General features: G+C 51.3%; 24 protein-coding genes and 1 pseudogene. 21 read left to right on the forward strand and 4 right to left on the reverse strand.

The window, feature by feature from the left end:
- The first annotated feature begins 175 nt into the window (after positions 1-175).
- The 8 genes from EKM99_RS14145 (at position 176) to arsD (ending at position 7748) form a co-directional block, all read left to right on the forward strand.
- Entirely contained in the window at positions 176-919 is a 744-nt protein-coding gene (locus tag EKM99_RS14145) for a lysophospholipid acyltransferase family protein (protein WP_125584045.1), read from the forward strand.
- A gap of 3 nt (positions 920-922) precedes the next feature.
- Complete coding sequence (locus EKM99_RS14150; protein ID WP_125584046.1) at positions 923-1744, forward strand: glycosyltransferase family 8 protein; 822 nt, start codon at positions 923-925, stop codon at positions 1742-1744.
- 11 nt (positions 1745-1755) lie between these two features.
- On the forward strand, positions 1756-2703 hold the full coding sequence (locus EKM99_RS14155) for a glycosyltransferase family 8 protein (protein WP_125584047.1): 948 nt from the start codon (positions 1756-1758) through the stop codon (positions 2701-2703).
- 15 nt (positions 2704-2718) lie between these two features.
- Positions 2719-3597: a lysophospholipid acyltransferase family protein gene (locus tag EKM99_RS14160; protein ID WP_225419879.1), complete on the forward strand. Its 879-nt coding sequence runs from the start codon at positions 2719-2721 to the stop codon at positions 3595-3597.
- Between the two features lie 962 nt (positions 3598-4559).
- Positions 4560-5153 carry a TetR/AcrR family transcriptional regulator gene (locus tag EKM99_RS14165; protein ID WP_125584049.1) on the forward strand — a complete coding sequence of 198 codons (594 nt, stop codon included), beginning with the start codon at positions 4560-4562 and terminating at the stop codon, positions 5151-5153.
- A gap of 190 nt (positions 5154-5343) precedes the next feature.
- Complete coding sequence (locus tag EKM99_RS14170) at positions 5344-5667, forward strand: ArsR/SmtB family transcription factor (RefSeq protein ID WP_125584050.1); 324 nt, start codon at positions 5344-5346, stop codon at positions 5665-5667.
- A 1-nt stretch (position 5668) separates the two neighbouring features.
- The gene (gene arsA / locus EKM99_RS14175) at positions 5669-7423 is read left to right on the forward strand and encodes an arsenical pump-driving ATPase (RefSeq protein ID WP_125584051.1); all 1755 of its coding nucleotides are present in this window, start codon (positions 5669-5671) and stop codon (positions 7421-7423) included.
- On the forward strand, positions 7410-7748 hold the full coding sequence (gene arsD, locus EKM99_RS14180) for an arsenite efflux transporter metallochaperone ArsD (RefSeq protein WP_125584052.1): 339 nt from the start codon (positions 7410-7412) through the stop codon (positions 7746-7748). Before arsA ends, arsD begins: the two co-directional genes overlap by 14 nt.
- Positions 7749-7805: 57 nt before the next feature.
- On the opposite strand, the gene EKM99_RS14185 is transcribed toward arsD, so the two are convergent.
- From EKM99_RS14185 to EKM99_RS14195, 3 genes are all read right to left on the reverse strand, one after another.
- Positions 7806-8621, reverse strand: a complete 816-nt coding sequence (locus tag EKM99_RS14185; protein WP_125584053.1) for an SDR family NAD(P)-dependent oxidoreductase — start codon at positions 8619-8621, stop codon at positions 7806-7808.
- Between the two features lie 755 nt (positions 8622-9376).
- A complete protein-coding gene (locus EKM99_RS14190) occupies positions 9377-10219 on the reverse strand; it encodes an alpha/beta fold hydrolase (RefSeq protein WP_125584054.1) in 843 nt (280 codons plus the stop codon).
- Complete coding sequence (locus EKM99_RS14195) at positions 10216-10593, reverse strand: MarR family winged helix-turn-helix transcriptional regulator (RefSeq protein WP_164511616.1); 378 nt, start codon at positions 10591-10593, stop codon at positions 10216-10218. The genes EKM99_RS14190 and EKM99_RS14195 overlap by 4 nt, the downstream gene beginning before the upstream one ends.
- Before the next feature lie 213 nt (positions 10594-10806).
- On the opposite strand from EKM99_RS14195, the gene EKM99_RS14200 reads away from it, so the two are divergent.
- The 9 genes from EKM99_RS14200 to EKM99_RS14240 all read left to right on the forward strand — a co-directional run bounded on the left by EKM99_RS14200 (position 10807) and on the right by EKM99_RS14240 (position 20406).
- Complete coding sequence (locus tag EKM99_RS14200; protein ID WP_125584056.1) at positions 10807-11529, forward strand: ABC transporter ATP-binding protein; 723 nt, start codon at positions 10807-10809, stop codon at positions 11527-11529.
- Positions 11529-12743, forward strand: coding sequence for an ABC transporter permease (locus EKM99_RS14205; RefSeq protein ID WP_125584057.1), 1215 nt, complete (start codon positions 11529-11531; stop codon positions 12741-12743). The genes EKM99_RS14200 and EKM99_RS14205 overlap by 1 nt, the downstream gene beginning before the upstream one ends.
- 121 nt (positions 12744-12864) lie before the next feature.
- A complete protein-coding gene (locus EKM99_RS14210; protein ID WP_404819783.1) occupies positions 12865-13452 on the forward strand; it encodes a TetR/AcrR family transcriptional regulator in 588 nt (195 codons plus the stop codon).
- Between the two features lie 953 nt (positions 13453-14405).
- Positions 14406-15302: an energy-coupling factor transporter transmembrane component T gene (locus tag EKM99_RS14215; protein ID WP_125584059.1), complete on the forward strand. Its 897-nt coding sequence runs from the start codon at positions 14406-14408 to the stop codon at positions 15300-15302.
- Positions 15290-16936: an ABC transporter ATP-binding protein gene (locus EKM99_RS14220; protein WP_125584060.1), complete on the forward strand. Its 1647-nt coding sequence runs from the start codon at positions 15290-15292 to the stop codon at positions 16934-16936. The genes EKM99_RS14215 and EKM99_RS14220 overlap by 13 nt, the downstream gene beginning before the upstream one ends.
- 91 nt (positions 16937-17027) lie before the next feature.
- Positions 17028-17645, forward strand: a complete 618-nt coding sequence (locus EKM99_RS14225; RefSeq protein ID WP_225419881.1) for an ECF transporter S component — start codon at positions 17028-17030, stop codon at positions 17643-17645.
- 15 nt (positions 17646-17660) lie between these two features.
- Complete coding sequence (locus tag EKM99_RS14230) at positions 17661-18710, forward strand: prenyltransferase/squalene oxidase repeat-containing protein (RefSeq protein WP_125584061.1); 1050 nt, start codon at positions 17661-17663, stop codon at positions 18708-18710.
- A gap of 22 nt (positions 18711-18732) precedes the next feature.
- Positions 18733-19443 (forward strand): DUF4430 domain-containing protein, encoded by a 711-nt coding sequence (locus EKM99_RS14235; protein WP_125584062.1) that lies wholly within the window; start codon positions 18733-18735, stop codon positions 19441-19443.
- A 255-nt stretch (positions 19444-19698) separates the two neighbouring features.
- On the forward strand, positions 19699-20406 hold the full coding sequence (locus tag EKM99_RS14240; protein ID WP_125584068.1) for an MIP/aquaporin family protein: 708 nt from the start codon (positions 19699-19701) through the stop codon (positions 20404-20406).
- Positions 20407-20545: 139 nt separating this feature from the next.
- Here the strand turns inward: EKM99_RS14240 and EKM99_RS14245 are convergent, their stop codons facing one another.
- The gene (locus EKM99_RS14245) at positions 20546-21634 is read right to left on the reverse strand and encodes a helix-turn-helix domain-containing protein (RefSeq protein ID WP_125584063.1); all 1089 of its coding nucleotides are present in this window, start codon (positions 21632-21634) and stop codon (positions 20546-20548) included.
- A 313-nt stretch (positions 21635-21947) separates the two neighbouring features.
- Here EKM99_RS14245 and EKM99_RS14250 point away from each other — a divergent pair, with 313 nt between their 5' ends.
- From EKM99_RS14250 to EKM99_RS14265, 4 genes and pseudogenes are all read left to right on the forward strand, one after another.
- Entirely contained in the window at positions 21948-22226 is a 279-nt protein-coding gene (locus EKM99_RS14250) for a BMC domain-containing protein (protein WP_125584064.1), read from the forward strand.
- A gap of 18 nt (positions 22227-22244) precedes the next feature.
- The gene (gene pduB, locus EKM99_RS14255; protein WP_125584065.1) at positions 22245-23057 is read left to right on the forward strand and encodes a propanediol utilization microcompartment protein PduB; all 813 of its coding nucleotides are present in this window, start codon (positions 22245-22247) and stop codon (positions 23055-23057) included.
- 17 nt (positions 23058-23074) lie between these two features.
- Complete coding sequence (locus tag EKM99_RS14260; RefSeq protein ID WP_125584066.1) at positions 23075-24751, forward strand: propanediol/glycerol family dehydratase large subunit; 1677 nt, start codon at positions 23075-23077, stop codon at positions 24749-24751.
- A gap of 22 nt (positions 24752-24773) precedes the next feature.
- Positions 24774-25085: pseudogene (locus EKM99_RS14265) on the forward strand (propanediol/glycerol family dehydratase medium subunit); the annotation flags it as partial.
- Between the last annotated feature and the right edge of the window lie 70 nt (positions 25086-25155).

Raw genomic sequence — 25155 nt, forward strand, 5'->3', positions numbered from 1 at the left:
ATGAGTAAACAAAAAGCACATTCACCGAAGTGAATGTGCCGTTCAAAATCTCCACCAATACGATTTGACAGAGACCCACTTTTTTCAAAAAAAGCTTGTTTTCAAAATAGAATGTGTTATATTGATGTTGGTGATTGATCACTCACTTAATTTTATTTTAGCTGGAGATGAGCCCATGCGAACTAAAATTTATCACACGTTTCACGATGAGGTGATTACCAGTCGCCATCAGGATTGGCAGCTACCGGCAACCTATGCCTGGCGGGCACCAGGGCGGTCCTGGCAGCGCCGAGTGGTCCGGGCGACAGCGAAAGTCTTCAGTCTGCTTTATCGTTACAGTCGGCCCATCACCATCAAGAATGGCTGGCGGCTGCGGACGGCCACCGGAGGCTTTGTGGTCTATGGCAACCACACCCAGCCGACTGGCGACGTTCTGATGCCGTACTATTTAGGTCATCACCAGAGTTTCAACGTGCTCGCGAGTCCCGCCAACTTGGGTATTCCCGTGATTGGGCCGTTGACTCTGTACGGTGGGGCTTTGCCGACACCGCAGACGCTGCACCAGATGCGGCCGTTCCGCTCAGTCGTGGCAACCAAGCTGGCGGCGGGCGAGTGGCTGATGGTCTACCCCGAACAGCACGTCTGGCCGTATTACACCGGGGTGCGGCCGTTCAATCCGGGGGCGTTTCACTTTCCGATTGCCGCGCAGGTGCCGGCCTATTGTCTGACGGTGACCTATCGCAAACGCTGGTGGGGGCGGCCACGGCGGGTGATTTACGTTGACGGGCCGTTTACCCCGGACCGGCGCCTGACTGCCAAGCAACAGCAGCGCCAACTGGCCAACCAGATTCACGAACAAATGCTTAAACGCACGGCGACCAGCAACGTGACCTACGTGCAGTACCAGAAGGAGGGGTGAAGATTGAATATTTTATATTGTGGGGACACGAACATGAAGCGGGGTCTGTTGATTTCCATTTTATCGTTGCTCAAGGAAACCCAGGAGCCGCTGCACATCACGATTCTAACGGCCTTCATGCAAAATGATGCCCGCAAGTTCTACCCGCTATCCCAGCAGACGGTCACCGAGCTGGATGCCTTGGTCAAGCGGACCAATCCGCAAAATGGGGTCCGGCGGGTGGACGTGACCGCGCTGGTCGCTGCCATGCCGCCAAGCGCCAATCTGAACACCATCTTCACACCGTGTTGCATGCTGCGGCTGTACGCGGATCAGGTGCCGGGGTTGCCCGATCACCTATTGTACCTGGACACCGACGTGATTTGCCGGCGCAATCCGGACTACTTTTACCACCAGAACCTGGCCCACGTCGAGCTGGCGGGTGTGCTGGACCATTACGGCCGCTGGTTTTTCCATCAGAGTTGGGACCGCTTCGACTACCTGAACTCCGGGATTCTTTTGTTAAATCTCCCCGAGATTCGCCGCACGCACCTGTTTGCCCGCAGCCGGCAGCTTTGCCAAAGCCGAGAAATGTTCATGCCTGACCAATCTGCTCTCAATCAATTGGTGACGCATAAACGGGTTCTCGGACGACAATTCAACGAGCAACGCCAGCTTCGAGCGGACACCGTTTTTCAACATTTCACGACCAGCTTCCGGTTGTTCCCGTGGCTCCACACGTTAACGGTGAAGCCGTGGGACGTCGACGAGATGCACAGTAAACTAAAGCTCCACGAATATGATGACATCTTAAATGAGTACCAAAAACTAATTGTTAACCTATAGGAGGCCCACTCATGAACCCAACAATTCCCGTATTCTTCTCCATCAACGATGCTTACGCGCCATTTCTTTCCGTGGCCCTGACCTCGATTGTCGACCACGCGGCACCCACGAATCAGTATGAAATCATCATTTTATGCGATGACCTCTCGCAGGCAAATCAGGCAAAGTTAGCGCAGAGTGCGACCCCCAACGTGCAGATTCGCTTTGCCCCGATGGCGGATAGTCTGAAGGGCCAACTCAGTGGCGAGCACATGAAACTGCGGGGTAACATGTTTACACTGACGATTTACTTCCGCCTGTTCATCGCGGCCATGTTCCCGCAGTACGACCGGGCAATCTACCTGGACGCCGACGTGGTCACCACGACCGACCTGGCCAACCTGTTTAACCAGCCGCTGGGAAATAATTTGGTGGGCGCGGTGCCTGATACTTTCGCGGCCGACAACGCTCAGAGCGTGGCCTACGTTGAACAGCATTTAGGCTTACCCATTGCGGACTACTTCAATTCTGGCGTGATGTTGCTGAACCTCAAGCAGATGCGCGCGGAGAAGTTCAACGAAAAATTTATGCACTGCCTGACGGACTATCACGTCGACTTCATTGCCCCCGACCAAGATTACCTCAACCTGTTGTGCCGCAACCGGGTGGCGCACCTGGACCGCGGCTGGAACGTGATGCCCACGACGCAAACGCGCGTGACGGCGCCCCAGATTTTACACTACAGCTTGTTTGGCAAGCCGTGGCACTTTGCCGACGCCCAAAACGGCCAGTATTTCTGGGACGTGGCGCCCCAAGCCCCGTACTACGCGGAAGTTCAGGCCATCCAACGGGCTTACACCGACGCCGACCGGGCCCAGGACCGTGAAGCAGAACAGGGCTTGCTCGGGCAACTCAAGAAATTTGCCAGCATGGATAGAACCGATTTAACTAAAATGGAAACGGAAATGGAGCTGATCTAAATGATTATCGGTGGGATGAAGGAACAAGTTGTTGCCAACATGGAACGCGACGCGGCAGCGGGCAAGCTAAACGCCAAGGTGGAAGTTGCGGATCCCACCCTGACCAAGGCGCAGCAACAACAGTTACTCCAGCATTACGTGGACCGCAGTCAAACGCTGAGTTACCGCATGAACAATCACGTATCGCGGCGCGTGGCCAATCTGGCTACCCGCTACTTTAACCGGCGAACCCGGATTGAGGGGCTCGCCAACATAAAGGACGTGACCGGTGGCGCCATTGTCACCAGCAATCATTTCAACCCGTTAGACAACACGGTCGTTCGCAAAACCATGCGGGCCGCGGGGAAGAAGCGACTGTTCATTGTCAGTCGCGACACCAATTTGGAAATGGGCGGCTTTATCGGTTACCTGATGAACTATTACGACACGATTCCCATCAGCGACGACAAGGAGTACGCCGGCCGGGTCTTTCCTCAGCTGGTCGAACGGGTGCTGGCGGACAAGCAGTACCTGCTGATCTATCCCGAACAGGAAATGTGGTTCAACTATCGCAAACCGCGGCCCGTCAAGCGCGGGGCGTACTACTACGCGGCCAAATTCAACGTGCCGGTCATCTCGTGTTTCGTGGAGATTCGCGACCTGCCGCTGGTCGACAACGCTGAATTTGATCAAACGCGCTACGTGATGCACGTGCTCAAGCCAATTTTGCCGGACCCAAACCTGTCCGTGCGGGAGAATAGCCGGGCAATGATGGCTACGGATTACCAGCAGAAGAAGGCGGCCTATGAGGCGGCTTATGGGAAGGCGCTGACTTATGCGTTTGAGGAGGACGACATCGCCGGTTGGCGTGGCGAACGCCTGCCTTTCACCAATCAGCCACAAAAAACGGTTTGATTGTGTTAGTGATGGATTGCTGTTTTCCCGCGCCTTACCGGGCGGCCCAAATGGACTGGAACGCTGGGGGTAGGACACCTGGAGCCAAGAGGCGGTCTCCAGGCTCGCTTTGAACCGAAGCCCGCGTTTCAAAGTCGCCATTTCCCGAAGGAGCATCCGGAAAATCCCCCGGCTGAGAGCATTTGGGCCGCCCTATCGGCTGATATTGTTGTTGACCACTAGACTGGTTGGCTGTGGCTGATTGGTGAATGGATTGCGGTCTTGTTTGTTGTGTGGTATGTAAATTGGCGAGAAAAATAGATTGGAACGCTGGGGGAGGACGTTCCGAGCCTGAGGGGCGGTCTCGTGGCTCGCTTTGAACCGAAGCCCGCGTTTCAAAGTCGCCATTTCCCGAGAGGTTCATTCGGGAAATCCCCGGCTGAATCTATTTTTCTCGCCCTATCGGCTGATATTGTTGCTGACCACTAGATTGGTTGGTTTGTGGCTGATTGGTGAATGGACTGTCGTCTTGTTTGTTGTGTGGTATGTAACGGTATGTCAGTCCGGTTAGGTCAATCCAATTGAGCCATTAGATAGTCCCAATGCCGTAGAACATAATGAGTAGAAACTAAACCGGGTTAACGCGTATAATGATAGCAATGTCTAAACGGGTAAAACCACCACCGGAGAACAAGTTAAATGGTTAGTCGTCTGTTGCCGGTTGGATGAGTGTAAGCCGGAGGGCTGGTCAAAATGGGTCAAGCCGTGGGAATTCCCTTGTCGGCAGGGTTCATGCCGGTTAGGGAATTGGTGTCTTTGAGACGGGAACTTTCGGCTCAAAGGCAAGTCTGGAGACCGCTCTATGGCTCCAGACGTCCGCCCACAGCGATCCGATCCCATTTTGATCAGCCCGGAGGCGTCTGGCGATATCCGTTTAACCGGGAACAAATGACTGAAAGAATTTGAGTGGAGCGATAGGAATTATGAAGAAGAGTGAGCAACAGCGGCAAAACATCATCGACGTCGGTCGGAAACTCTTTGCCGAAAAGGGTTACGCGGGCACCTCAACGCGAGAACTAAACGAGCAGGCGGGCATTGCGGAAGGGCTACTTTACTACTACTTTCCCAAAGGCAAGCGCCAACTCCTAGACATCATCGTGCACGAAGGGGTGACTGACCGTTTGCGGATGGCCCATGAGCGACTGGAGGGTTGGACCAGCGAAAACGTGGAAAACCACGTGTTGGATCTGTTCGATGGAATTTCGTCGGTCATTCAAGAAGACGTGGGCTATCAATCCTTCATCATCACGGTTCGCGAGCGCGCCTTGCTGTCCGATGAACAATCGGCGTGGCTAATGGCATCCTTTGATGGCGTTCAGGAACAAATCGCCGACGTTTTCCTGGGAATCAGTAAAGACCACGATCCAGCAGAAGTCCGGACATTATCGCAGACGGTCATGTCGATTTTTGTGAAGATGCTCTTTGAAGACCTCTTGCTCCACAATCACCGAGAAATTAGTGATGAATCACGCAAACGGGTGGCAGCACAGATTCACTTGGTCTTGCGTTTGTTATAAAAATTTCATTGAAAATGGACGCGGGGCCATGGTCCTGCGCCTTTTGTCGTCCCGTACCGGTTGAATCCTGGCCACTGGGATTTGGTTGGCTGCCGTTCAGCGAGTCGGTTTCCTGGTGAATGTTTTGTGAAAGCGTTATCATTAACACATAGACGAATATCAATATGACAAGGTACAAGGAGATGGCATTATGGATTATCCAGCATACGTGGCCGCCTTAAAGGCGATGGCCGATGAGAATCGCTTGAAAATTATTGCCTTACTTTCCCAGGGAACGCTCTGTGCTTGTGACATTTTGACTCATTTCTCGTTTACCCAGCCAACACTGTCTCATCACATGAAAGTGCTGGCGGATGCGGGGATTGTTACCAGTTACAAGGCCGGTAAATGGACCCACTACACGCTGAGTCAATCGTTTGCGGCGGCTTTCTTTCAGCAGACCACGACGTTGTTGTCGAGCGACGAGACGTGTGTCTGTGAGTTTGCGCCGGCGACAGTGAAGGCAGGTGAGTAGCATGGTAAACGTTCAGGAGCAGCTTTCGTTAACCAAGTATCTCTTTTTCACCGGCAAGGGCGGCGTGGGCAAGACCACGATTGCGGCCAGTGTTGCCGTCCAACTCGCGGACCAGGGCAAACGGGTGGCCCTGATCAGCACGGATCCGGCCAGTAACCTACAGGATATTTTTCCGGATGACCTGACGAATCATTTACAACCAGTGACCACCGTGCCCAACCTGGCTGTAGCTAACTTTAACCCCAACGAGGCCGCGGCGGATTACCGGGAGCACGTGATTGGCCCCTACCGCAACGTCTTACCGCAAGCGGCGCTCGATAACATGGCCGAACAGCTATCGGGCTCTTGCACGGTTGAAATTGCTGCGTTCAATGAATTTGCGAATATGCTCACGGATCCGGTCGTCAATCAGACCTACGACTACGTGTTCTTTGACACGGCCCCAACCGGGCATACGTTACGAATGCTGCAATTGCCGGCAGCCTGGAGCACCTATTTGGATGAAAATCAGCTGGGCACCAGTTGCCTGGGGCAGTTGGCGGGGCTCGGTGAGGAAAAGGCGCGCTACGAACAGGCCACGCAGGTGTTGGCGGATGGCCAGCAGACGACGTTGGTTCTGGTGGCACGCCCCCAACGGGCAACCCTGCAAGAGGCCAGCCGGACCGCCACGGAGCTGGCTAAATTGGGCATCACCAACCATCAATTAGTGGTTAATGGTGTCTTACCAATTTCACAACAGACGGCAGCGCCAGCGCTCTATCAGCAACAACAGGCGGACCTCGCTGCCATTCCCGCTAACATTTTGCCAATCGCTTGGCAGGTGCCGCTCAGGGCCTATAACGTGAGTGGTGTGCCGGAGTTACGACAGTTGCTGGCCGACGAGCAACCGGCAGTTGCCCCAGTGACACCGCCAGCGACTACCTACGCGGGGCTGGACCGCGTGGTGGCCGCCCTACAGCAGAAACGCATCATCTTCACCATGGGCAAGGGGGGCGTGGGCAAGACCACGATTGCCGTGGCGGTCGCCCAAGCTTTAGCGCAAAAGGGAAAGCGCGTGCACCTCACCACTACCGATCCCGCCGACCATCTGAACTGGTTCCAACTCGACCCGGCGATTCAGGTCAGTCACATCGATGAGCAACAGGTGCTGCAGGACTATCAGGAAAGTGTGTTGGCTCAGGCCAAGCAGGACATGGGTGGCGACAACGTGGATTACGTGATGGAGGATCTGAAATCGCCATGCACCCAAGAAATTGCGACGTTCGAAGCATTTGCCAAGATTGTTGACGAGGACGACAGTGACGTGCTGGTGATCGATACCGCCCCAACCGGCCACACACTCCTGCTCTTATCGTCGACAGAGAATTACGCCGCGGAGGTCAAACGAACCACCGGGACTGTTCCGGCAGCGGTGTCGCGCCTGTTACCGCGACTTCAGGACCCGACGCAAACGGCAACCATCATGGTGACCTTACCCGCAGCGACTCCGGTCTACGAGACGTTGCGGCTCCAACAAGATTTGGACCGGGCCCACATCGCCCATACCTGGTGGGTTGTTAACCAAAGCCTGGCAGCCACTTCAGCGACCTTGAGCCCATTTTTACAAATGCGTGCGCAAAATGAAAGTCCGTGGTTGAAACGCATCGCGGCAGCAGCTCAGAACCATTTTGCGGTTGTGGGTTGGCAAACGAATTTTGAAGCCGACCGACTCCAACCCGTCACAAATTCAGGAGGCCTTGCTCATGAGGAAGATTAATATCTATGAAAAAGCGTTGTGCTGTCCGACCGGGGTATGTGGTCCCAGTGTGGATCCGGATCTCATTCGGCTGACGGCGCAGACGAAGCAGATCAATCAGAGTGAAAACGTCCGGGTGCTCCGGCGTAATCTGGCGCAGAATCCCAACGCCTTCGTCCGCGAGCAACAGGTCGCCAAGCTGATTGCGGAGTATGGCATCGCGATTTTGCCAGTGACCGTCGTGGCTGGCAAGGTGATGAAGCTGGGTGGATACCCAACCACGGCGGAAATGAGTGCATACAGCGGCATGGATTTGGCCGATGGTGGGCATTTGGAACAGGTATGATTGCATAGGAAAAGGCCCACAACACGGCGTTGTGGGCCTTTGTAATGTCGCTAAAAGTTAGTTCATTTTTTTCTGAGCGGCCGCAATATACTTAGACAATTGGGTCTTCACGGTGCCGTAGTAGCCGGCGCTGTACAAGCCACCGTCGACGGGCACGTCAATCCCCGTGACGTAAGAGGAGTCTTCGCTCGCCAGGAACAGGGCGGCACCGGCCAATTCGCTGGTCTTGCCGGAGCGGCCCATCAAGGTCATTTCGCCCATGATGTCTTGGCCGTGGGTCATTTTCATAATAGCCTTGGTCATGTTGGTGCCACCAATGAAACCGGGCTCGATGACGTTGCTGCGGATGCCCCAGTCAGCGTAAGCGTAAGCGGCGTTCTTAGACAGCCCCCGCATGGCCCATTTTGACGTCGAGTAGGCCGCACCAGGTGTCCCGTACATGCCGGCGAGTGAAGAAATATTGACGATGGCACTGTTGCCGGAAACTTTGAGAAGTGGTGCACAGACCTCAATCCCCATCATGGGACCGGTGACGTTGACGGCCATAATCCGGTTCCATTTGTCTAAATCAACTTTTGGAAAGCCAACCGGGTTATCGGTCCCAGCGTTGTTGACCAAAATATCAAGCCCACCGTAGATTTCCTGAGCGGATTTGACAGCGGCTTCCCAAGCAGCCTTGTCAGTGACCTCGAGGGGAATAAACGTGGCCTCGCCACCCTGTTGCTTGATGTCGTCAGCAATGGCGTTCCCGAGATCAGCCTTACGCCCACCGATTAAAACCTTGGCGCCCTCAGTCGCATAAAGCCGAGCAATCGCCTCACCAATCCCACTAGTAGCACCTGTAACTAAAGCAACTCTGTTTGCTAATCGCATAGATAACGTCTTCTTCCGTTAGTAGATTTAAAAGGTGAGTGATTAATTACTCACCTGATTGCTCACATCTTACAACCAGTCGATAAGGGAGTCAAGGATTATTACGTGAAGATTTGGTAACGGGACGTCAGCAGTGAGGTTAAGTGGTAAGGCAAGCGAAGGCTGAGAGTCATTGGACACACAAAAACCTTCTATAGAAGTTAGCGCCAAGAAAAACATCTACAGAAGGCTAGTTTGTCAGAAAAAATTGAAAGTAAAAACGTCTCAAAGTGAAGCAAGAAAGATCAACTGTTCATGAACACTTAGCACGATTTCACACAAAGACGTCGTGTATGCAGGTAGTGATTGTGGGAGTTGGTTGGAACCGGAGACAGTCAGGCGGACCACCTGTGATAGTGGTGTTGGCCGGGAACCGGCATACAGCACGGGCCATTTTGGAAACTCATGAACTTTTGAGGTTCCGAAATGAACTCGAAGACCGCTCTTTGGCTTCGAGTGGGCCCCAGAACAATAAACAGAGACATTGAAGCAAGATAAAGCAACTGACACTAGCACGCTGATCTAACACCACATCAGCCGAGAGGGCGGGAAAAATGTACTCAGCCGTGGGATTTTCTGAGTGGTTTGCTCAGAAAATGGCGACTTTGAAACGCGGTCTTGGCGGTTCAAAGCGAGTTCAGAGACCGCCCTTTGGCTCTGGACGTCCTACCCACAGCGTTCCAGTACATTTTTCCCGCCCGGTAAGGCGAATGGCGTTAACCGAAGTAGCGGAGGATCAGTTGGGCAATCGTGCTGGCGTGGGTTTCGAGGGAGAAATGGCCCGTATCCAGCAGATCGACCTCCACCCGCGCATCATCCCGCGTAAACGCCTCAGCACCAGGATAAATAAACGATGGATCATTCTTCCCCCAGACGGCCAGTAGCTTTGGCTGGTGTTCCCGCAAGTATTTCTGGAACGTGGGGTACAGTTTAATGTTATTTTGATAGTCGAAAATTAAATCCAATTGCCGTTCCGCGTACCCGGGCGTCTGGGTGTAGGCGATGTCCAACGTGTAACCGTCGGGACCGACCACGCCGGCCTGGGTGCCCGTCAGGTATTGGCCTTTAATGGTCGCGGGCGCAAACGCCGTGCGGTAACTGTCGCGCTTGGCTGCGGTCGGGTGGTCCCAGAAGTCCTGGCGATCCGCCCATTTCGGCCCTAAGCCTTCTTGATAAATGTTGCCGTTTTGACTGACGATTCCTTTGATCCAGTCGGGATGCTGCGCTGCAATCCGAAAGCCAATCGGAGCACCGTAATCGAACACGTAGATGTAGGCGGCACCGAGGTCGAGCTGTTGCCAAAAGGCGGTCATGATATCAGCTAGGTGGTCGAAGGTGTAGGCAAACTCGGTGTGGTCGGGCGCGCTGGATTGGCCAAAGCCCGGATAGTCCGGTGCAATCAAGTGGAAGTCATTTGCCAGTGCCGGCATCAAATCGCGGAACATGTGACTGGCAGAGGGAAAGCCGTGGAACAGCAACATGGTTGGCTTGCTGGGGTCGCCAGCTTCGCGGTAAAAAATGTCGAGGTCGTTAACTTGAATCGTATGATAGGTAATCATTTGAAATCCTCCCGTAGTTTTAAATTGTTTTCCGTCAGTAGGTCGGTCATCGGGGCCTTGGTCGTGCCGAGCAAGTCGTCGGTCCGCTGGCCAAATTTGATTAAGCAGTCGTTGGCAGTCTTCAAGAAGGCGGCACTGGCCGGGGCCAAGTCGATGCTGGTGGCGCGACCCTGGGCGGTGAGCGTCACCAGTTGCTGGGCGGCCAGGGTTTTGACCATGCGCGAGATGCTGGAGCGCTCATATCCCAGCGTGGTGCTGAGTTGCATGATGGTCTGGGGATGAGTGTCCTCCAGCGCCATCATGATGTAGGCGTAGGCCGGCTTCATCCCGGTGGGCGCGTAGACCTGATCGGCCAGCTGTTCCACGGCACGCATGTAGCGGGCGGCGGTGAAGTAGGCGCAGGTTTGGGTAAAATGATGGGTCATCGTTAATGGGTCCTTTCTATATCGTGTACATACACTATAATTCTTTTTAAATTAATTTGCAAGGTGTTATTGACAAAAATTGCTAGTGAGTATATACTCACTTTATCAGGTAAGTAATCACTCACTCACCTACAAACTAAAATCGTTTTGGGAGGTACTATTATGGCACAAGCAATTATTGATTTAGCACATTTAGCCAAGAAGTTTGGCGATCAAACCGTTTTAAAAGATATCAACCTCACCGTCAACTCCGGTGAAATCGTTGGGTTGATTGGGCCTTCAGGGGCCGGGAAGTCAACGGTCATCAAGGTCGCCTTGGGCATGGAAGTCGCCAATGGCGGTTCCGCCAAGGTCTTCAACACCGTGATGCCTAACCGGGAGCTCCTGGGGCGCATCGGCTACATGGCTCAGACGGATGCCCTGTACGACGACCTGTCTGGTGAAGAAAATCTCAAGTTCTTTGGGCTAATGAAGGGGATTACCCGCGCAGATATGGCCGCAGAAGTTGCCCATGCATCTGGTGTTGTTGACCTGACAGCTGACCTGAAGAAGCGGGTCTCCGGTTACTCCGGTGGGATGAAACGGCGTTTGTCCTTGGCCATCGCGTTGCTGGGTAATCCAGAATTGTTAATTTTAGACGAACCAACCGTTGGGATTGACCCCGCCTTGCGTCGGCAAATTTGGGCGGAACTGGGCCACATCCGTGACGAAGGGCGGGCCATCTTGATTACGACCCACGTGATGGACGAAGCGGAACTGACCGACCGGGTGGCCCTGCTACTAAATGGTGAGGTTATGGCGTTTGATAAGCCAGCAGAATTGAAGAAGCAATACAACGTGCCAACCATCGAAGACGTATTCTTAAAGGCGGAGGGTGTAGAATAATGAGAACAATTGGAATTATGAACCGGGTGCTGAAGGAACTTTTCCGGGACAAGCGGACGTTAGCGTTGATGTTTGTCGCACCCATCCTAGTGATGTTGTTAATGAGCGTGATCTTTAATACCAACTCAACCACGAATGTGAACGTCGGGACCGTCTCCGTGACCCAGAAATTAAACAAGGAAATGGGCGACATCAAGCACGTTGACGTGAAGACGTACGACACCAAGGCGGACGCGAAGAAAGCCTTGAACGATGAAAAAATTGATGCCATCATCAAGAAAAATGGCAACAACTACAGTTTGACCTACGCCAACACGGACTCCAGTAAGACGGCGGCCGTGAAGATGGCCTTCAAGAACGCCGTGACGACCACAAGCATTGACCAATTGAAGTCTGCTTTGAAGAAGAGCACGACCGGAATGGCCAAGCTACAAGCACAATTGGTTGCCATGCAAAAGCAACAGGCCGCTAGCAGTACGGCCACCACGGGAACCGCAGCGGCAGCGAAGCAAGCCGCGGCAACCAAGGCAACGTCCACGACGACGGCTACCAAGAGCACGAGTCAAAAGACGCCAAAGATTACGAACCACTACGTTTACGGTGACAAGGATACGGGTTACTTTGCTAAGATGCTACCAATCTTAATGGGCTTCTTCGTCTTCTTCTTCGTCTTCCTGATTTCTGGGATGGCGCTGTTAAAGGAACGGACGACGGGGACCTTGGATCGGTTACTGGCAACGCCCGTTAAGCGCTCCTCCATTGTCTTTGGGTACATGTTAAGTTACGGGATTCTGGCCGTGATTCAGACCATCATCATCGTCCTGGTCACGGTGTGGTTACTGGGAATCGAAGTGGTCGGCAACATGGCCAGTGTGGTTGTGATGAACCTGATTTTGGCGCTAGTAGCCTTGGCCTTTGGGATCTTGCTCTCAACGTTTGCCAACTCCGAGTTCCAAATGATGCAATTCATTCCCCTGGTTATCGTGCCGCAAGTCTTCTTCTCCGGCATTATTCCACTGGACTCGATGGCCACTTGGGTCAAGGATATTTCCTACATCATCCCACTGAAGTACTCCGGGGATGCCGTGAACGACATCATCATGCGCGGGACGTCCATTTTCGACGAAGGTTGGAATATCCTGATTCTGCTGGCATTCCTGCTGGTCTTAACCTTCTTGAACATCGTTGGCCTGAAGCGTTACCGGAAAGTTTAGAAAATTACGAGAGATTCTCAACTAGGTCGCGTATAATAGACTGAATGAGTTCTTAGAGAGGGTGAGTGGTGTGGAGCCAAATATATTTAATAATTACCGCAGCTGGTTGGAACACGAAAAGATGCCCAAAGGTAAGAAAGCCGCCTTGGTGGCCGCTATGGAGCTCTTCTCTGAGAAGGGATTCGACGGGACGTCCACCGTGCAGATTGCGGATGCGGCCGGTATCAGTCAGGCGACCATCTTCAAGTATTTTCACACGAAGCAGGATCTCCTGTTGGCAATTGTCAAACCAGTGATGGAGAACTTCTTCCCGCACTACCGCGATGAGTTTTTCGATGGCATCCATAACTGCGAAACGCTGACGGGGATGGTGGACTTCATGGTCCACGACCGGTACGCCTTTATCAGCGAGAACAAAGAGGCCGTCAAGATTGTGATCATGGAAATGATGACCAGTGCTGAGATGCGCGGGCTGTTTGTCAAATTAGTCTCCGCCAAGGACTTCGACTTCCTGGGTGAATTGCTTCACGAATTCCGCCGGACAGGAGAAATTCGGGATGACATTGACGCCGCTGGAATTGTCCGCATTATTGCGGGACAGATGATTGTGTACCTGGTCCAAGCCAACTTCACACCAGTATTGGTGACCCACGAGGATCAGGACTTGCAGCTGATTTGCGAGCAGATTGTGCGGACAATTAAGAAGTAGCGTGGGACAACTGGTGTTTAGCTGGTGAGCATTAGGGCTGATAGCCCGGCAATCCAGTAACTAAAGTTAAAACGCAACAATATAAGGTCAGTACGCAAGGTGCCCATAACAGGGTGACGGGCGTACTGACCTTTTTCATTGAGCGGGTGATAGGCGTTACAGCAGCATTGAAATTGATTTCGGGGACTATGAAATCCCTTTCAAGACTGTTATGCTTAAAGTGATATGAGACCTACTCAGGTTGTGTGGGTGAACCAGTCCAGATTGCGCCGTTGCCAGTAATTATAGAAGATTATCAGTCATATAATGATCTCCGTCATTGACGATGAGCGGCTGAATGAGGGGCCGAGTCTTCGTCTTTTTTGATGGGATTGGGTCAGATGGGCGTGAGTGACAGTGACTGGCTTTAGCTTATTCGACACTATCTACAATCTTCATTAGTTGGGCCTGAACAAGTGTTGTTGGACGTTCAACTTTAATTGCGTGCGAGTAGCCAGCTGCCAGTCAGAAATCAGTGCCGCAATAAAATACCATCTGCCTTGAAGCCCTGAACCAGTGTCAGCCGCAGGGATGGTGAAAATGAGCCAAGCCGTGGGAATTCCCTTAGCGGTGAACTTGGCCGGTTAGGGAATTGATACCTTTGAGACTCGGGCTAAGAGGCTCAAAGGTAAGCCCGGAGACCGCCCTTTGGCTCCGGGCGTGCGCCCACAGCGGTCCGGTCTCATTTTCACCATCCCGGAGGCGATGGCGATGACCCGAAAGAAATCGTTCAAGGCAAGAGATAGTATTATTTCTAACGGCAGAGACAAAAAAATGATAAAATAGCAATAAAGCACTAGCGATAGTACGAAAAAGAATTATCTTAACAAGATATTGGGGCTTGTCCCCAGCAGAAAATGATACCATAGGAACCTGGAAAACGGTTTCAGTAAAAGGACGAATGGGGCGCGGACATGACGATTGGCATCTTTGATGAACTGAATTTCTTTAGCCGCCTGCACCCCCTAACTGCGACCATCTACTTTGTTGCGCTCTTCACGCTACTCTTGATCTTTAACCATTTGGTGATCACGGCCGTGTTGTTCGCTGGCCTCTGGGGCCTGTGCGGCTGGTATTTTAACCGTCAAAAGGTTTGGGCGACAATCAAGGGGGTCGGGTCATTGATGGCCATGATCTTTGTGTTTAACGTCATCCTCAACCAGACGGGGGCAGGAACGCTGTGGCAGTGGCAACTGGGAAGCTGGACGTTTCGCATCACGCGGACGGCGACTCTGTACGGCCTGACCATGGCGCTGTCGCTCGGCGGCATGATTCTGGCCTTTGTCCTGTTTAACGGGGTCATCACGACGCCCAAACTCAGTTACCTCCTGTTTCCCATCGTGCCACGGCTGGCAATGCTCCTGACGATTTCGCTGCGGATGGTGAACCTGTTCACACAAAAGTTTCGGCGCTTAATCATGTTGCAGAAAACACGTAACGTGGTTTTAAATGAGGGCACCTGGCGTGAACGGCTGCAAAAGACCGGCCGCCTGCTGCGAATCCTGTTGATTGATTCCGTGTCATCGGCCATGGAAACGGCGGTCTTAATGGAAGCGCGGGGATTTGGTGCCAAGAAGCGGAGTCATTATCAAACCTTTCGCTGGCAGCTGATGGACGGCCTGTTTATCGCCTGTAGCCTGGGGGTCTTTGCACTGATCCTGATTTGTCGCTTTCAGGGATGGGGCTGGACCGGCGACGTGACGCAGTTCACAATTTATAACCCAGCGGATTTATGGGTCATCGTCCCCACACTGATTTTTGTGGGATTACCGTTAGCGGGTGAGGTGGGATACAAATTATGCGAGAATTAATCGATTGTGCTCACCTGTCCTTCACGTACGCGGGTCAGACAACGCCAACCTTAACGGATATTTCGTTGCAAATTGCGGCGGGAGACTTCGTGACGATTGTCGGGGCTACGGGTAGCGGCAAGACGACGCTACTCAAGCAGCTCAAGACGGAGTTGAAACCGGCTGGTGAGCAGAGCGGCCAGGTGACCTACGAAGGCACGCCGGTGGCGGAGCTCTCCAGCAACGTGAGCGCGCAACAGTTGGGCTACGTGGCGCAAGACCCGCAGGTACAACCGATCATGGCCACGGTCATTGAGGAGCTGGCCTTTCCCTTAGAAAATCTCGGCTACTCAACGGCCGCCATGAACGGGCGCATCGCGGAGGTGTCCAATTTCTTAGGACTCAATCAATTCCTCCATCTGCCGATTCAAGACTTGTCCGGGGGCCAACTGCAACTGGTAAATTTAGCATCGGTCCTGGCCCTCAAGCCGCAAGTGATCCTGCTAGATGAGCCGACTGCCCAGTTGGACCCGACCACCGCACAGAATTTTCTTAACATCTTACAACAAGTACACGACGAGCTAGCCATCACGATTGTCCTGACGGAGCACCGCTTGAGCCGGGTCTTACCGTTGGCCAACCGGCTGGTCTTGCTGGAGCAGGGCCATCTTGCTTACGACGGCGACGTCTCGACGGGCTTACGGCAAATGCAAGCGGCACCGGCGCTGCAACCGTTCGTGCCACCGGTGCCCCAGTTCTTCTTGGACCACGATTTGGCGGTCGCCCAGCTACCTCTAACGGTAACGGCGGGCCGGCAGTTGATTGCCCAACAGGACTGGCACTTTCAACCGGCGCCAACGTCGACGCCACAGTCAGACACCGTTCCGAATGAGCCAAAGTTTGTGGCCCAACACGTTTCACTCCGGTACCCAACGACGGGGGATATCCTGCACCAGTTGGATTTGACCGTCACGCCGGGAAGTTGGCTGGCCATCATTGGCAAGAATGGTTCCGGCAAGTCGACGTTCCTGACCGTTTTGGCGGGGCTGCAGAAGCCGCAACACGGCAAGGTGCGCCTCAACCAGCAGGTCATTTGGAAAATGAAGAACCGTGACCGGCTGCAGCAACTCAGCTACCTGTCCCAGAACCCAACCGAACAGTTCAACGGCGACACGGTCACCGAAGAGCTCACGGCGCAGGCAAAGCTGAGCGCTGGCGACGTGACGGAGCGGGTTCAAACGGCACTGACCACGTTTCATTTACAAGGCGTCGCGACGCAAAATGCGTTCGACTTGAGTGGCGGTCAGCAGCAGTTGTTGGGCTTGGCGTTGGCGTTGATAACGGATCCACAAATTCTGTTATTAGACGAGCCAACCAAGGGCCTGGATCCCGCCACGAAGTTGATGATTGGTGGCATCCTGCAAGCCAAGCACCACGCGGGATTGACGCTGATCATGGCCAGTCACGACATGGATTTCTGTGCCGAGTTTGCGGACACGTGTACCTTTATGTTCAATGGCTGCCTGACGACGCCACAGTCGACGCGGGCCTTCTTCACGGACAACTTCTTGTCCACGACGGCGGTCAACCGGCTGCTCCGGCAACAGGTGCCGACCGCACTGTTCAGTCACGACGTTACGCAGATTACCGATTAAGGAGGTGAGAAAAATCGTACAGCGTGGATGGTGGAAAAATAATTGGAACCTAGTTGTTCCGGTCGCCTTGATTTTGGTTCTCTTGGCGGGGATGCTCCTGTTGAAGGGCCATCACTTTTTGATTTTTAGTTTTGCGTGTCTAGCCTGCAGCATTTTGCCGGCCTACTGGCACTTTGAGAAACGCCAAATGGGGACGCGCCTGTTGGTCTTCCTGGCGGTCATTGTGGCCCTGGGGGTCATGGGGCGAGTGCCGCTAGCGGCGATTCCCAACGTGCAGTTGACCAGTTTCGTGGTGATTGTCAGTGCCGTCAGCCTGGGACCGGAACTAGGTTTCGTGTCCGGGTCGATGATGGCACTGGTCTCGAACCTATTTTTAGGTCAGGGACCGTGGACACCGTGGCAAATGTTGGCCTGGGGCTTGATGGGCTTGACGACTGGTTTGCTCGGACGGACCCAGTTGAAGAATAATCTCTGGGTCATGGTTGTCTGGGGCGCGCTCTGGGGACTGTGGTTCGGTTGGATCATGGACCTCTGGTATGCACTGGCCTACGTTCGGCCGTTGCGGCCAGCCAGTTTCTTCCTGTCGTTTGCAGCTAGTCTGATGTTTGACGCGATGCATGCTGCCACGAACGCAATTAGTTTATTACTTTTGTATCAACCTTGGCGCAAGCTGATGGATCGTTTGATGACCAAATACAATATTTTATAAAAGGGGATTTATTTCATGTTAAACAACAAGTTAATCGCAGCTTCATTGACCGCAGTAATGGCTTTAGGCGCAGTTGTCCCAGTAATGGACGTTAACGCTGCTAGTGTTAAGGTTGCTTCCAAGAGCTCCCAAAAGAGCAAGAAAAAAGCTATCTATACATACGCTAAGAAAATGATGAAGCAAAACAAAGACGGCGTTAACGGCACTGCTAAAATCTTTAGCAAGACCGATTACAAGACGACCGGTGCCGCTGCTGGTTACTCAGACTTCCTGTTAGGCCTGAAGAAGCAAGGCTACAAGTTTACGACTGCTAACAAGAAGCTGATCAAGAAGAACTTGGTTATCTCCACGAAGAGTGACCCAGCAACCTTATCAACGGCTATCATTGGTTTACAAGCTATCGGTGTTAACCCAACCAAGTACACGCCAGCTGGTGCCAAGAAGTCGATCAACCTGGTAAACACGTTGTACAAGCAATCCATGACGAAGCAAACGGTTAACGTTCAAAGCCAAGTATTAGTTGCCGTTTCCTCAAACAAGACGTTCAAGAAGCCTAGCAAGGCGAAATTCTCCAAGTCTTCACTGAGTTTGGCAATTGCTAAGAACAAGCAATCCAACAATGGTTGGGCATACAACAACACCGCTGCTAGTGTTGACAGTGACACGACTGCCGCTGCTGTGAACGCCATGATGATGGGCAAGAGCACTAACAAGACGGTTAACAAGGCTGAAGTTGCTGGTCGTAGCTACTTGAAGAAGAACATCTACAAGAGTGGTGCCTTTGGTTACACTTACAATGGCAAGGAAAACCCTAACGCCAACTCATCTGCTGAAGGAATCTTAGCTTTGGCATCTACCAAGACCTCATTCAAGTACGTGAACAAGACAGCTATCAAGAAGGGCCAAACGGCTACACCATTGAAGGCAATGTTCAGTTACGTGAAGTCTGACGGTTCTGTAAAGGATGCTTACAGCATGGTCTTGGCTTACGGTCAAGTTAGCTTAGCTGCAGTGGCTGCCAACAACGGTTCATACACGAACAAGTTGGTTTACACGTTCAAATAAGGTTAATTAAGGAGTAGTCGGCATGAAAAAAACAAGATGGATCATCGCGGCGGTGGTCGTCACAATTTTGGTGATTGGCGGGGCACTGGCGCTGCAACAGAGTAGTCAGAGTCAGGCAACGGAAGCACCAGATACGGCGGCAACAAGCAGTTCGTCGTCAGCGAAGTCCTCGAGTGAGGCAAGTAGCTCAGCGGCCAAGGCGTCGAGTCAGAAAAAGGCCAGCTCATCGTCGAAGAAGGCTAGCAGCAAGAAAAATAGCACGTCTGCCGCTTCAAAGACCGCTACAAGCCATCATGCCACGACTGCGGCTGCCAGCTCGAAGGCCAGTTCTACGGCCGCTCACAAGAAGGCGACCAGTAAGGCTGCTACGAGTCAGGCAACGAAGTCAACGGCGCACAAGTCGGCAACGAAGACGAGTCATAAGGCCAGTTCAACAGCCAAGGCACATTTGGTTGTCAGCGGGTACAAGAAGACCTTCTTCAGCGGAAATGTGACGGTTAACAGTAAGTCCAATGCGTTCACGGTGCTCCAATCGTCGAAGCTTAAGCTAGTTTATCAAAATGGGGCTGCGGTTTATGTCAGCAGCATTAATGGGCTGGCTGAAAACGATGTGAAGACTGGGAGCGGTTGGAAGTATCGGGTTAATGGGAAGTTCATTGACAAGGCTGCCAATATGAAACCTGTTAAGAGCGGTGACACGGTTCACTGGTACTTCACGACTGCGGGCTATTAAAAGCTTACAGGACGTGCACAGGTGTCCATCAGAATAGAATAGAGACGTCCATCCGAAGACCGGGTGGGCGTTTTTATTCGCCCCAACTTTCAAAATAGCACGGTCTCATTTAGAAATGAACTAGTCAGTGTTATATTTTTGTTAGCGCTTACACAAAAGCGTAGAAATATCGTTAGATTTGGCAATATCGAAGTAGTTGGCTTGTGATACACTACGCTTGTTGTAAAAACAAAATGTTAAGGCAGGTGTTTTATGATGAACGGTTTTATCGGTGAGTTTTTTGGAACGATGATCTTGATCGTTTTAGGTGCAGGTACAGGTGCCAGTATTAATTTAAAAGGTACATATGGAAAAGGTTCTAACTGGACCTACGTCAGTATTGCCTGGGGTTTGGCAGTGACAATGGGGGTCTATGTTGGTGGCGCTCTGGGTTCAGATGGTCATTTGAATCCAGCCGTAACCATTGGCTTCGCTCTGTTTGGATTCTTCCCTTGGGGCGAAGTTGTTCCATACTTATTGGGACAATTCTTAGGGGCATTCGTCGGCGCGGTAATTGTTATTATTCAGTTCTATCCTCATTTCAAAGAGACGCCAGACGTAGAATCCGGCAACACTGTTGGGATTTTTGCTACCCGTCCCGCAATTGCCAATCCAGTTTTTAACTTCCTTTCTGAATTGATTGCGACTTGGGCATTCGTCTTCATCCTACTGAACCTGGGGAACTTTACCCAAGGCTTGAAGCCGTTCATCGTCGGAACCTTGATTACCGTCGTTGGGATGGGCTTAGGGACGACCACTGGGTTTGCCTTGAACCCTGCCCGTGACTGGGGTCCCCGGTTGGCACATTCACTGATGCCGATCCCACATAAGGGCTCTAGCGAATGGAATTATGCTTGGGTCCCAATGTGTGGCCCAATTGTCGGTGGGATTCTTGCCGCTGGCTTACAAGCAATGTTGAAGTAGCATACAATCTTTTTAAGACAACATGCATACGATTCGGATCAGTTTCAAATTGGTCGAATGATGTGCGGTCAAAGTAAAACTACGCTAGGTACCCAATTGAAGGTGGGCTATCTAGCGTAGTTTTATTTTGACGAAAGATTTAATTTGCTTGGCCTGTATAGACCCATTGAATGACTGACTTGTCGTGAACCGTGATTTCATCAGCTGATTGGGTGGGCTGCTGGCCGTCGACGGTGTAGATCCAACCCTTTTCGCCGTTGCCATCGCTTAATTCCCCGATGCTGTTCACGTACGTTGCGCCTTCACTAGACTCGATATGACAGTCGATATGATGGCTCTTAAAGTAGTCCTGAGACACATCAATGATGGTTCCTGCCTCGTTCCAATTGATCTCGCGTGGAATCGTGTAGATTTTCTGAATGGTGTGGTTACGTTGCCGGTATTCGGAAGGGGTTTGCCCCGTCTTTTTCTTGAATATCTTGGTGAAGTAACTGGTTTGGGTAAACCCGATTTGCGTGGAAATCTGATTGATAGGCGTTAACGACATGGAGAGCTTTTCCTGAGCTAACGCAATCTTTTGGTTGTTAACATATTCGATGAAGTTAACGTGTAGATACTTTTTAAATAATCGGCTTAAATATGAAGGCGAGAGAAAGGCCTGTTGGGCGACTTCATTTAGTGAAATGGGTCGTTGAATATTCTTTTTAATGAAGTTAATCGCTAGCGTAATGCTGTGCAGAGCCTCGTCACTGTCAATGGCTTGAGAGTTGATGGCCGTTGGTGGTGTGAGCTTGGATGGTGTACTAGCGGAGTCAGAGGCCATCTGGACGAAGGAGCTGAGTGACCCAATTTGATTAACTTGGTCGGAAGTTAAGGGTTCCCAGACGCTCACCTTGCCCAAGGATTCCTCATCAAAGATTTGGTGCATGAGGTTTTCTAAGTAGGAGCGGGATAAGAAGAGCCGCTTTTTGGAGACGTTGGTGCTGTCACACATGATGGCGCCCCAGAGTTGGATGTGGCGGCTCACCGGGAACAAAGCATATTCGTCGAATCCCTGATTGGTCAGATTGTCTTCGATAACTGAGTGATTAACGTAAACAAAATCGTCCTTAAGAAGAATGCCCGTGAAGTCAAAAAAGATTGTATTGATCTGGGTCAAACTGGTAAAAGTAGCTAAAGCGTGGGCGAGTTCTCGATAGTTTTCTTGACTTGGTGAATAAGTGGGCATGATAGTTCCTCCTGAATTAGGTATTTGTTCAAATTTGACGGTCAATTTACTGGTTGGCCAGTTTGTCGACAAAATAGCAATGAAATCGTTATCACCGCATAATTGTAATTGAAATCGATAACAACATCAAGCTAGACTTATCATTTTAATTGTACTATTTTGAGCATTTTACAAAAAAGTGCCTCAGTTTCCACATTCTTGTCCTGAAAAATCATTTTTTGTGGGAAATAGTGTTATAAGTCCTTTGTACAATGAAAGCGTTTTAAAAGAACGGGCGGCACAAACCGTCCAGCCAAAAAATGGAGGTTCTATCATGGAACAAGAAGCACTGGGTTTAATCGAAACAAAGGGTTTAGTTGCTGCTATTGAAGCCGCTGACGCAATGGTCAAGGCCGCTAATGTTGATTTACTTGGCCAAGAAAAAATTGGTCACGGCTTAGTTACGACCATGGTTCGTGGTGACGTTGGTGCTGTTAAGGCCGCCGTTGACGCTGGCGTTTCTGCAGCGGAAAACATTGGTGAAGTTCTTTCTAACTATGTTATTCCACGTCCACATACTGATGTTGAAAAGATTTTGCCAACTAAGAAATAAGCCGATAGGTAAATTCAGATGGCGAATCAGCAGTTAATGAATCAAATTGTCAAAGAACTTCTGCGTCACGGGGTAACGGTGAAACCGGCCTCGCAGTCATCGGGAGGAAAAACAATGGATAACTTTTTGAATTCAACTAGCGTGGTACCCGAATTTGTCGGCGCCACGGAAATCGGTGACACGATTGGAATGTGTATTCCTAGCGTCGATACCTTATTACTCGACCACTTACACGTTCAAAAGCGTTTCTCAGTCATCGGTGTACTTAGCTCACGGACTGGTGCCGGTCCTCAAATTATGGCCATGGACGAAGCTGTCAAGGCAACCAACACGGAAGTCATTGACATTGAAATGCCACGGGATACCAAGGGTGGTGCCGGTCATGGGGTATTGATCCTCGTCGGCGGGTACGATCCATCAGATGTTCGTTCTGCTATTCAAGTAGCACTCGACAACCTGAGTCGGACATTCGGTGATGTTTACAATTCAGCCGCCGGTCACTTGGAATTACAGTTCACTGCTAGAGCAGCGGGCGCTTGCCACATGGCCTTCGGTGCTCCTGAAGGTAAGGCTTACGGCCTCATCTGTGGTGCACCTTCTGGTATCGGGGTTGTTATGGCCGACACAGCAATCAAAACTGCCGGTGTCGATGTCTTAACTTTCGCCTCACCAGGTCACGGAACAAGCTTTTCTAATGAAGGGATTGTCCACATCAGTGGTGATTCCGGAGCCGTTCGGCAAGCAGTTATTGCTGGTCGTGAAGTCGGCTTGAAGCTCTTAGCACAGTTAGGCGAAAATCCAGTTAATGATTTTCCGTCCTACATCCACTAGTAAAGGGGGATATTTAAGTGAAACGTCAAAAACGATTTGAAGAACTCGAAAAGCGTCCGATTCATTTAGATGGTTTCGTTAAAGAATGGCCTGAAGAAGGTTTTGTTGCCATGATGGGGCCGAATGACCCTAAGCCAAGCATTAAGATTGAAAATGGTGTGGTAACTGAACTTGATGAAAAGCCTCGTGAAGACTTCGACTTGATTGATTTATACATCGCTAACTACGGTATCAAGTTGGAAAATGCTGAAAAGGTCATGGCAATGGATTCTATCAAGATTGCCAACATGTTATGTGATCCTAACGTTTCTCGTAAAGACATCATTGCCATTACGACTGCGATGACCCCAGCCAAGGCTGAAGAAGTTATTAGCAAATTAAACTTTGCTGAAATGATCATGGCTACGCAAAAGATGCGGCCACGGCGGACTCCTGCAACCCAATGTCACGTTACCAACATTCGTGACAATCCTGTTCAAATTGCTGCCGATGCTGCTGATGCAGCTTTACGTGGCTTCCCAGAACAAGAAACCACGACTGCCGTTGCGCGTTACGCTCCATTGAATGCGATTTCATTGCTGGTCGGTGCGCAAACTGGTCGTCCAGGTGTTATCACCCAATGTTCTGTTGAAGAAGCCATGGAATTGAGCTTAGGGATGCGCGGATTCACCGGGTATGCTGAAACCATTTCCGTATATGGGACTGACAAGGTCTTCACTGATGGTGATGACACGCCTTGGTCTAAAGGTTTCTTAGCTTCTTGCTACGCTTCACGTGGTTTGAAGATGCGCTTTACTTCTGGTTCTGGTTCCGAAGTTATGATGGGTTACACCGAAGGTAAGTCAATGCTTTACCTCGAATCACGTTGTATCTTCATTACCAAGGCTTCTGGTGTTCAAGGGCTGCAAAACGGTGGTGTTAGTTGTATAGGGATCCCCGGGTCCGTGCCTTCAGGTATTCGTTCCGTCTTGGGCGAAAACTTATTGTGCATGATGCTCGATTTGGAATGTGCTTCCGCAAACGACCAAGCCTTCTCTCACTCTGACATGCGTCGGACTGAACGTCTCTTGGGTCAATTCATTGCTGGGACCGACTACATTTCATCCGGTTACTCATCAACACCAAACTACGATAACACGTTTGCTGGTTCCAACACGGATGCCATGGACTACGATGACTACTACGTAATGGAACGTGACTTGGCCATCAACGGTGGGATTCACCCAGTTGATGAAGAAACCATCATCAAGGCTAGAAATAAAGCTGCTAAGGCTTTACAAGCTGTCTTCAGTGATCTGGGCTTACCAAAGATTACCGATGAAGAAGTTGAAGCCGCAACTTACGCCAACACGTCAGCCGACATGCCAGACCGGAACATGGTTGAAGACATGAAGGGTGCACAAGACTTATTAGACCGGGGTATCACCGGTGTTGATATCGTTAAAGCTTTGTTCAACCATGGCTTTAAGGATATTGCCCAAGCCGTCTTGGACCTGCAGAAGCAAAAAGTTTGTGGGGACTTCCTCCAAACCTCTGCAATTTTCGACGAAAAGTGGAACGTGCTTTCCGCGGTCAACGATGCCAACGACTACCAAGGCCCAGGCACTGGTTACCGTCTGGATGAAGATACGGACGAATGGGAACGGATCAAGAACTTGCCGTTCGCTATCGATCCACAAAACATGAAACTTTAGGTCGAAAAAGGGGGTTAACACTGTGGCTCAAGAAATCGATGAAAAATTATTGCGTGACATTATCCGCAACGTCATTGCTGAAACGAAAACGGTGGATACACCAATTTCATTCCAAAATGACTCAGCATCAACCGCTGTAGCAGCACCAGTTAATAGCGACCAACCAGAACCTGAGAAATCAGTCGACTGGTTCAAGCACGTTGGCGTTGCCAAGCCTGGCTATTCTCGTGACGAAGTTGTCATTGCGGTGGCACCAGCATTTGCTGAAGTCCTCGATCACAACTTAACGGGAATCAGTCACAAGGAAATCTTACGGCAAGTTGTTGCGGGTCTACACTTTCTGGTATTGGTGAATAACTAATACCGGTTTTTTGTCTGTTTTGAAAATCAGAAAAATAAAAAAG

It is taken from the genome of Levilactobacillus cerevisiae (assembly GCF_003946245.1).
Taxonomy (GTDB): Bacteria; Bacillota; Bacilli; order Lactobacillales; family Lactobacillaceae; genus Levilactobacillus; species Levilactobacillus cerevisiae.

Bases quoted from the DNA above. Each gene is read 5' to 3' on its own strand.
- EKM99_RS14145 (WP_125584045.1), top strand. From the start codon at position 176: ATGCGAACTAAAATTTATCACACGTTTCACGATGAGGTGATTACCAGT.
- EKM99_RS14155 (WP_125584047.1), top strand. From the start codon at position 1,756: ATGAACCCAACAATTCCCGTATTCTTCTCCATCAACGATGCTTACGCG.
- EKM99_RS14160 (WP_225419879.1), top strand. From the start codon at position 2,719: ATGAAGGAACAAGTTGTTGCCAACATGGAACGCGACGCGGCAGCGGGC.
- EKM99_RS14165 (WP_125584049.1), top strand. From the start codon at position 4,560: ATGAAGAAGAGTGAGCAACAGCGGCAAAACATCATCGACGTCGGTCGG.
- EKM99_RS14170 (WP_125584050.1), top strand. From the start codon at position 5,344: ATGGATTATCCAGCATACGTGGCCGCCTTAAAGGCGATGGCCGATGAG.
- arsA (WP_125584051.1), top strand. From the start codon at position 5,669: ATGGTAAACGTTCAGGAGCAGCTTTCGTTAACCAAGTATCTCTTTTTC.
- arsD (WP_125584052.1), top strand. From the start codon at position 7,410: ATGAGGAAGATTAATATCTATGAAAAAGCGTTGTGCTGTCCGACCGGG.
- EKM99_RS14185 (WP_125584053.1), bottom strand. From the start codon at position 8,621: ATGCGATTAGCAAACAGAGTTGCTTTAGTTACAGGTGCTACTAGTGGG.
- EKM99_RS14190 (WP_125584054.1), bottom strand. From the start codon at position 10,219: ATGATTACCTATCATACGATTCAAGTTAACGACCTCGACATTTTTTAC.
- EKM99_RS14195 (WP_164511616.1), bottom strand. From the start codon at position 10,593: ATGCGTGCCGTGGAACAGCTGGCCGATCAGGTCTACGCGCCCACCGGG.
- EKM99_RS14200 (WP_125584056.1), top strand. From the start codon at position 10,807: ATGGCACAAGCAATTATTGATTTAGCACATTTAGCCAAGAAGTTTGGC.
- EKM99_RS14205 (WP_125584057.1), top strand. From the start codon at position 11,529: ATGAGAACAATTGGAATTATGAACCGGGTGCTGAAGGAACTTTTCCGG.
- EKM99_RS14210 (WP_404819783.1), top strand. From the start codon at position 12,865: ATGCCCAAAGGTAAGAAAGCCGCCTTGGTGGCCGCTATGGAGCTCTTC.
- EKM99_RS14215 (WP_125584059.1), top strand. From the start codon at position 14,406: ATGACGATTGGCATCTTTGATGAACTGAATTTCTTTAGCCGCCTGCAC.
- EKM99_RS14220 (WP_125584060.1), top strand. From the start codon at position 15,290: ATGCGAGAATTAATCGATTGTGCTCACCTGTCCTTCACGTACGCGGGT.
- EKM99_RS14225 (WP_225419881.1), top strand. From the start codon at position 17,028: ATGCTCCTGTTGAAGGGCCATCACTTTTTGATTTTTAGTTTTGCGTGT.
- EKM99_RS14230 (WP_125584061.1), top strand. From the start codon at position 17,661: ATGTTAAACAACAAGTTAATCGCAGCTTCATTGACCGCAGTAATGGCT.
- EKM99_RS14235 (WP_125584062.1), top strand. From the start codon at position 18,733: ATGAAAAAAACAAGATGGATCATCGCGGCGGTGGTCGTCACAATTTTG.
- EKM99_RS14240 (WP_125584068.1), top strand. From the start codon at position 19,699: ATGAACGGTTTTATCGGTGAGTTTTTTGGAACGATGATCTTGATCGTT.
- EKM99_RS14245 (WP_125584063.1), bottom strand. From the start codon at position 21,634: ATGCCCACTTATTCACCAAGTCAAGAAAACTATCGAGAACTCGCCCAC.
- EKM99_RS14250 (WP_125584064.1), top strand. From the start codon at position 21,948: ATGGAACAAGAAGCACTGGGTTTAATCGAAACAAAGGGTTTAGTTGCT.
- pduB (WP_125584065.1), top strand. From the start codon at position 22,245: ATGGCGAATCAGCAGTTAATGAATCAAATTGTCAAAGAACTTCTGCGT.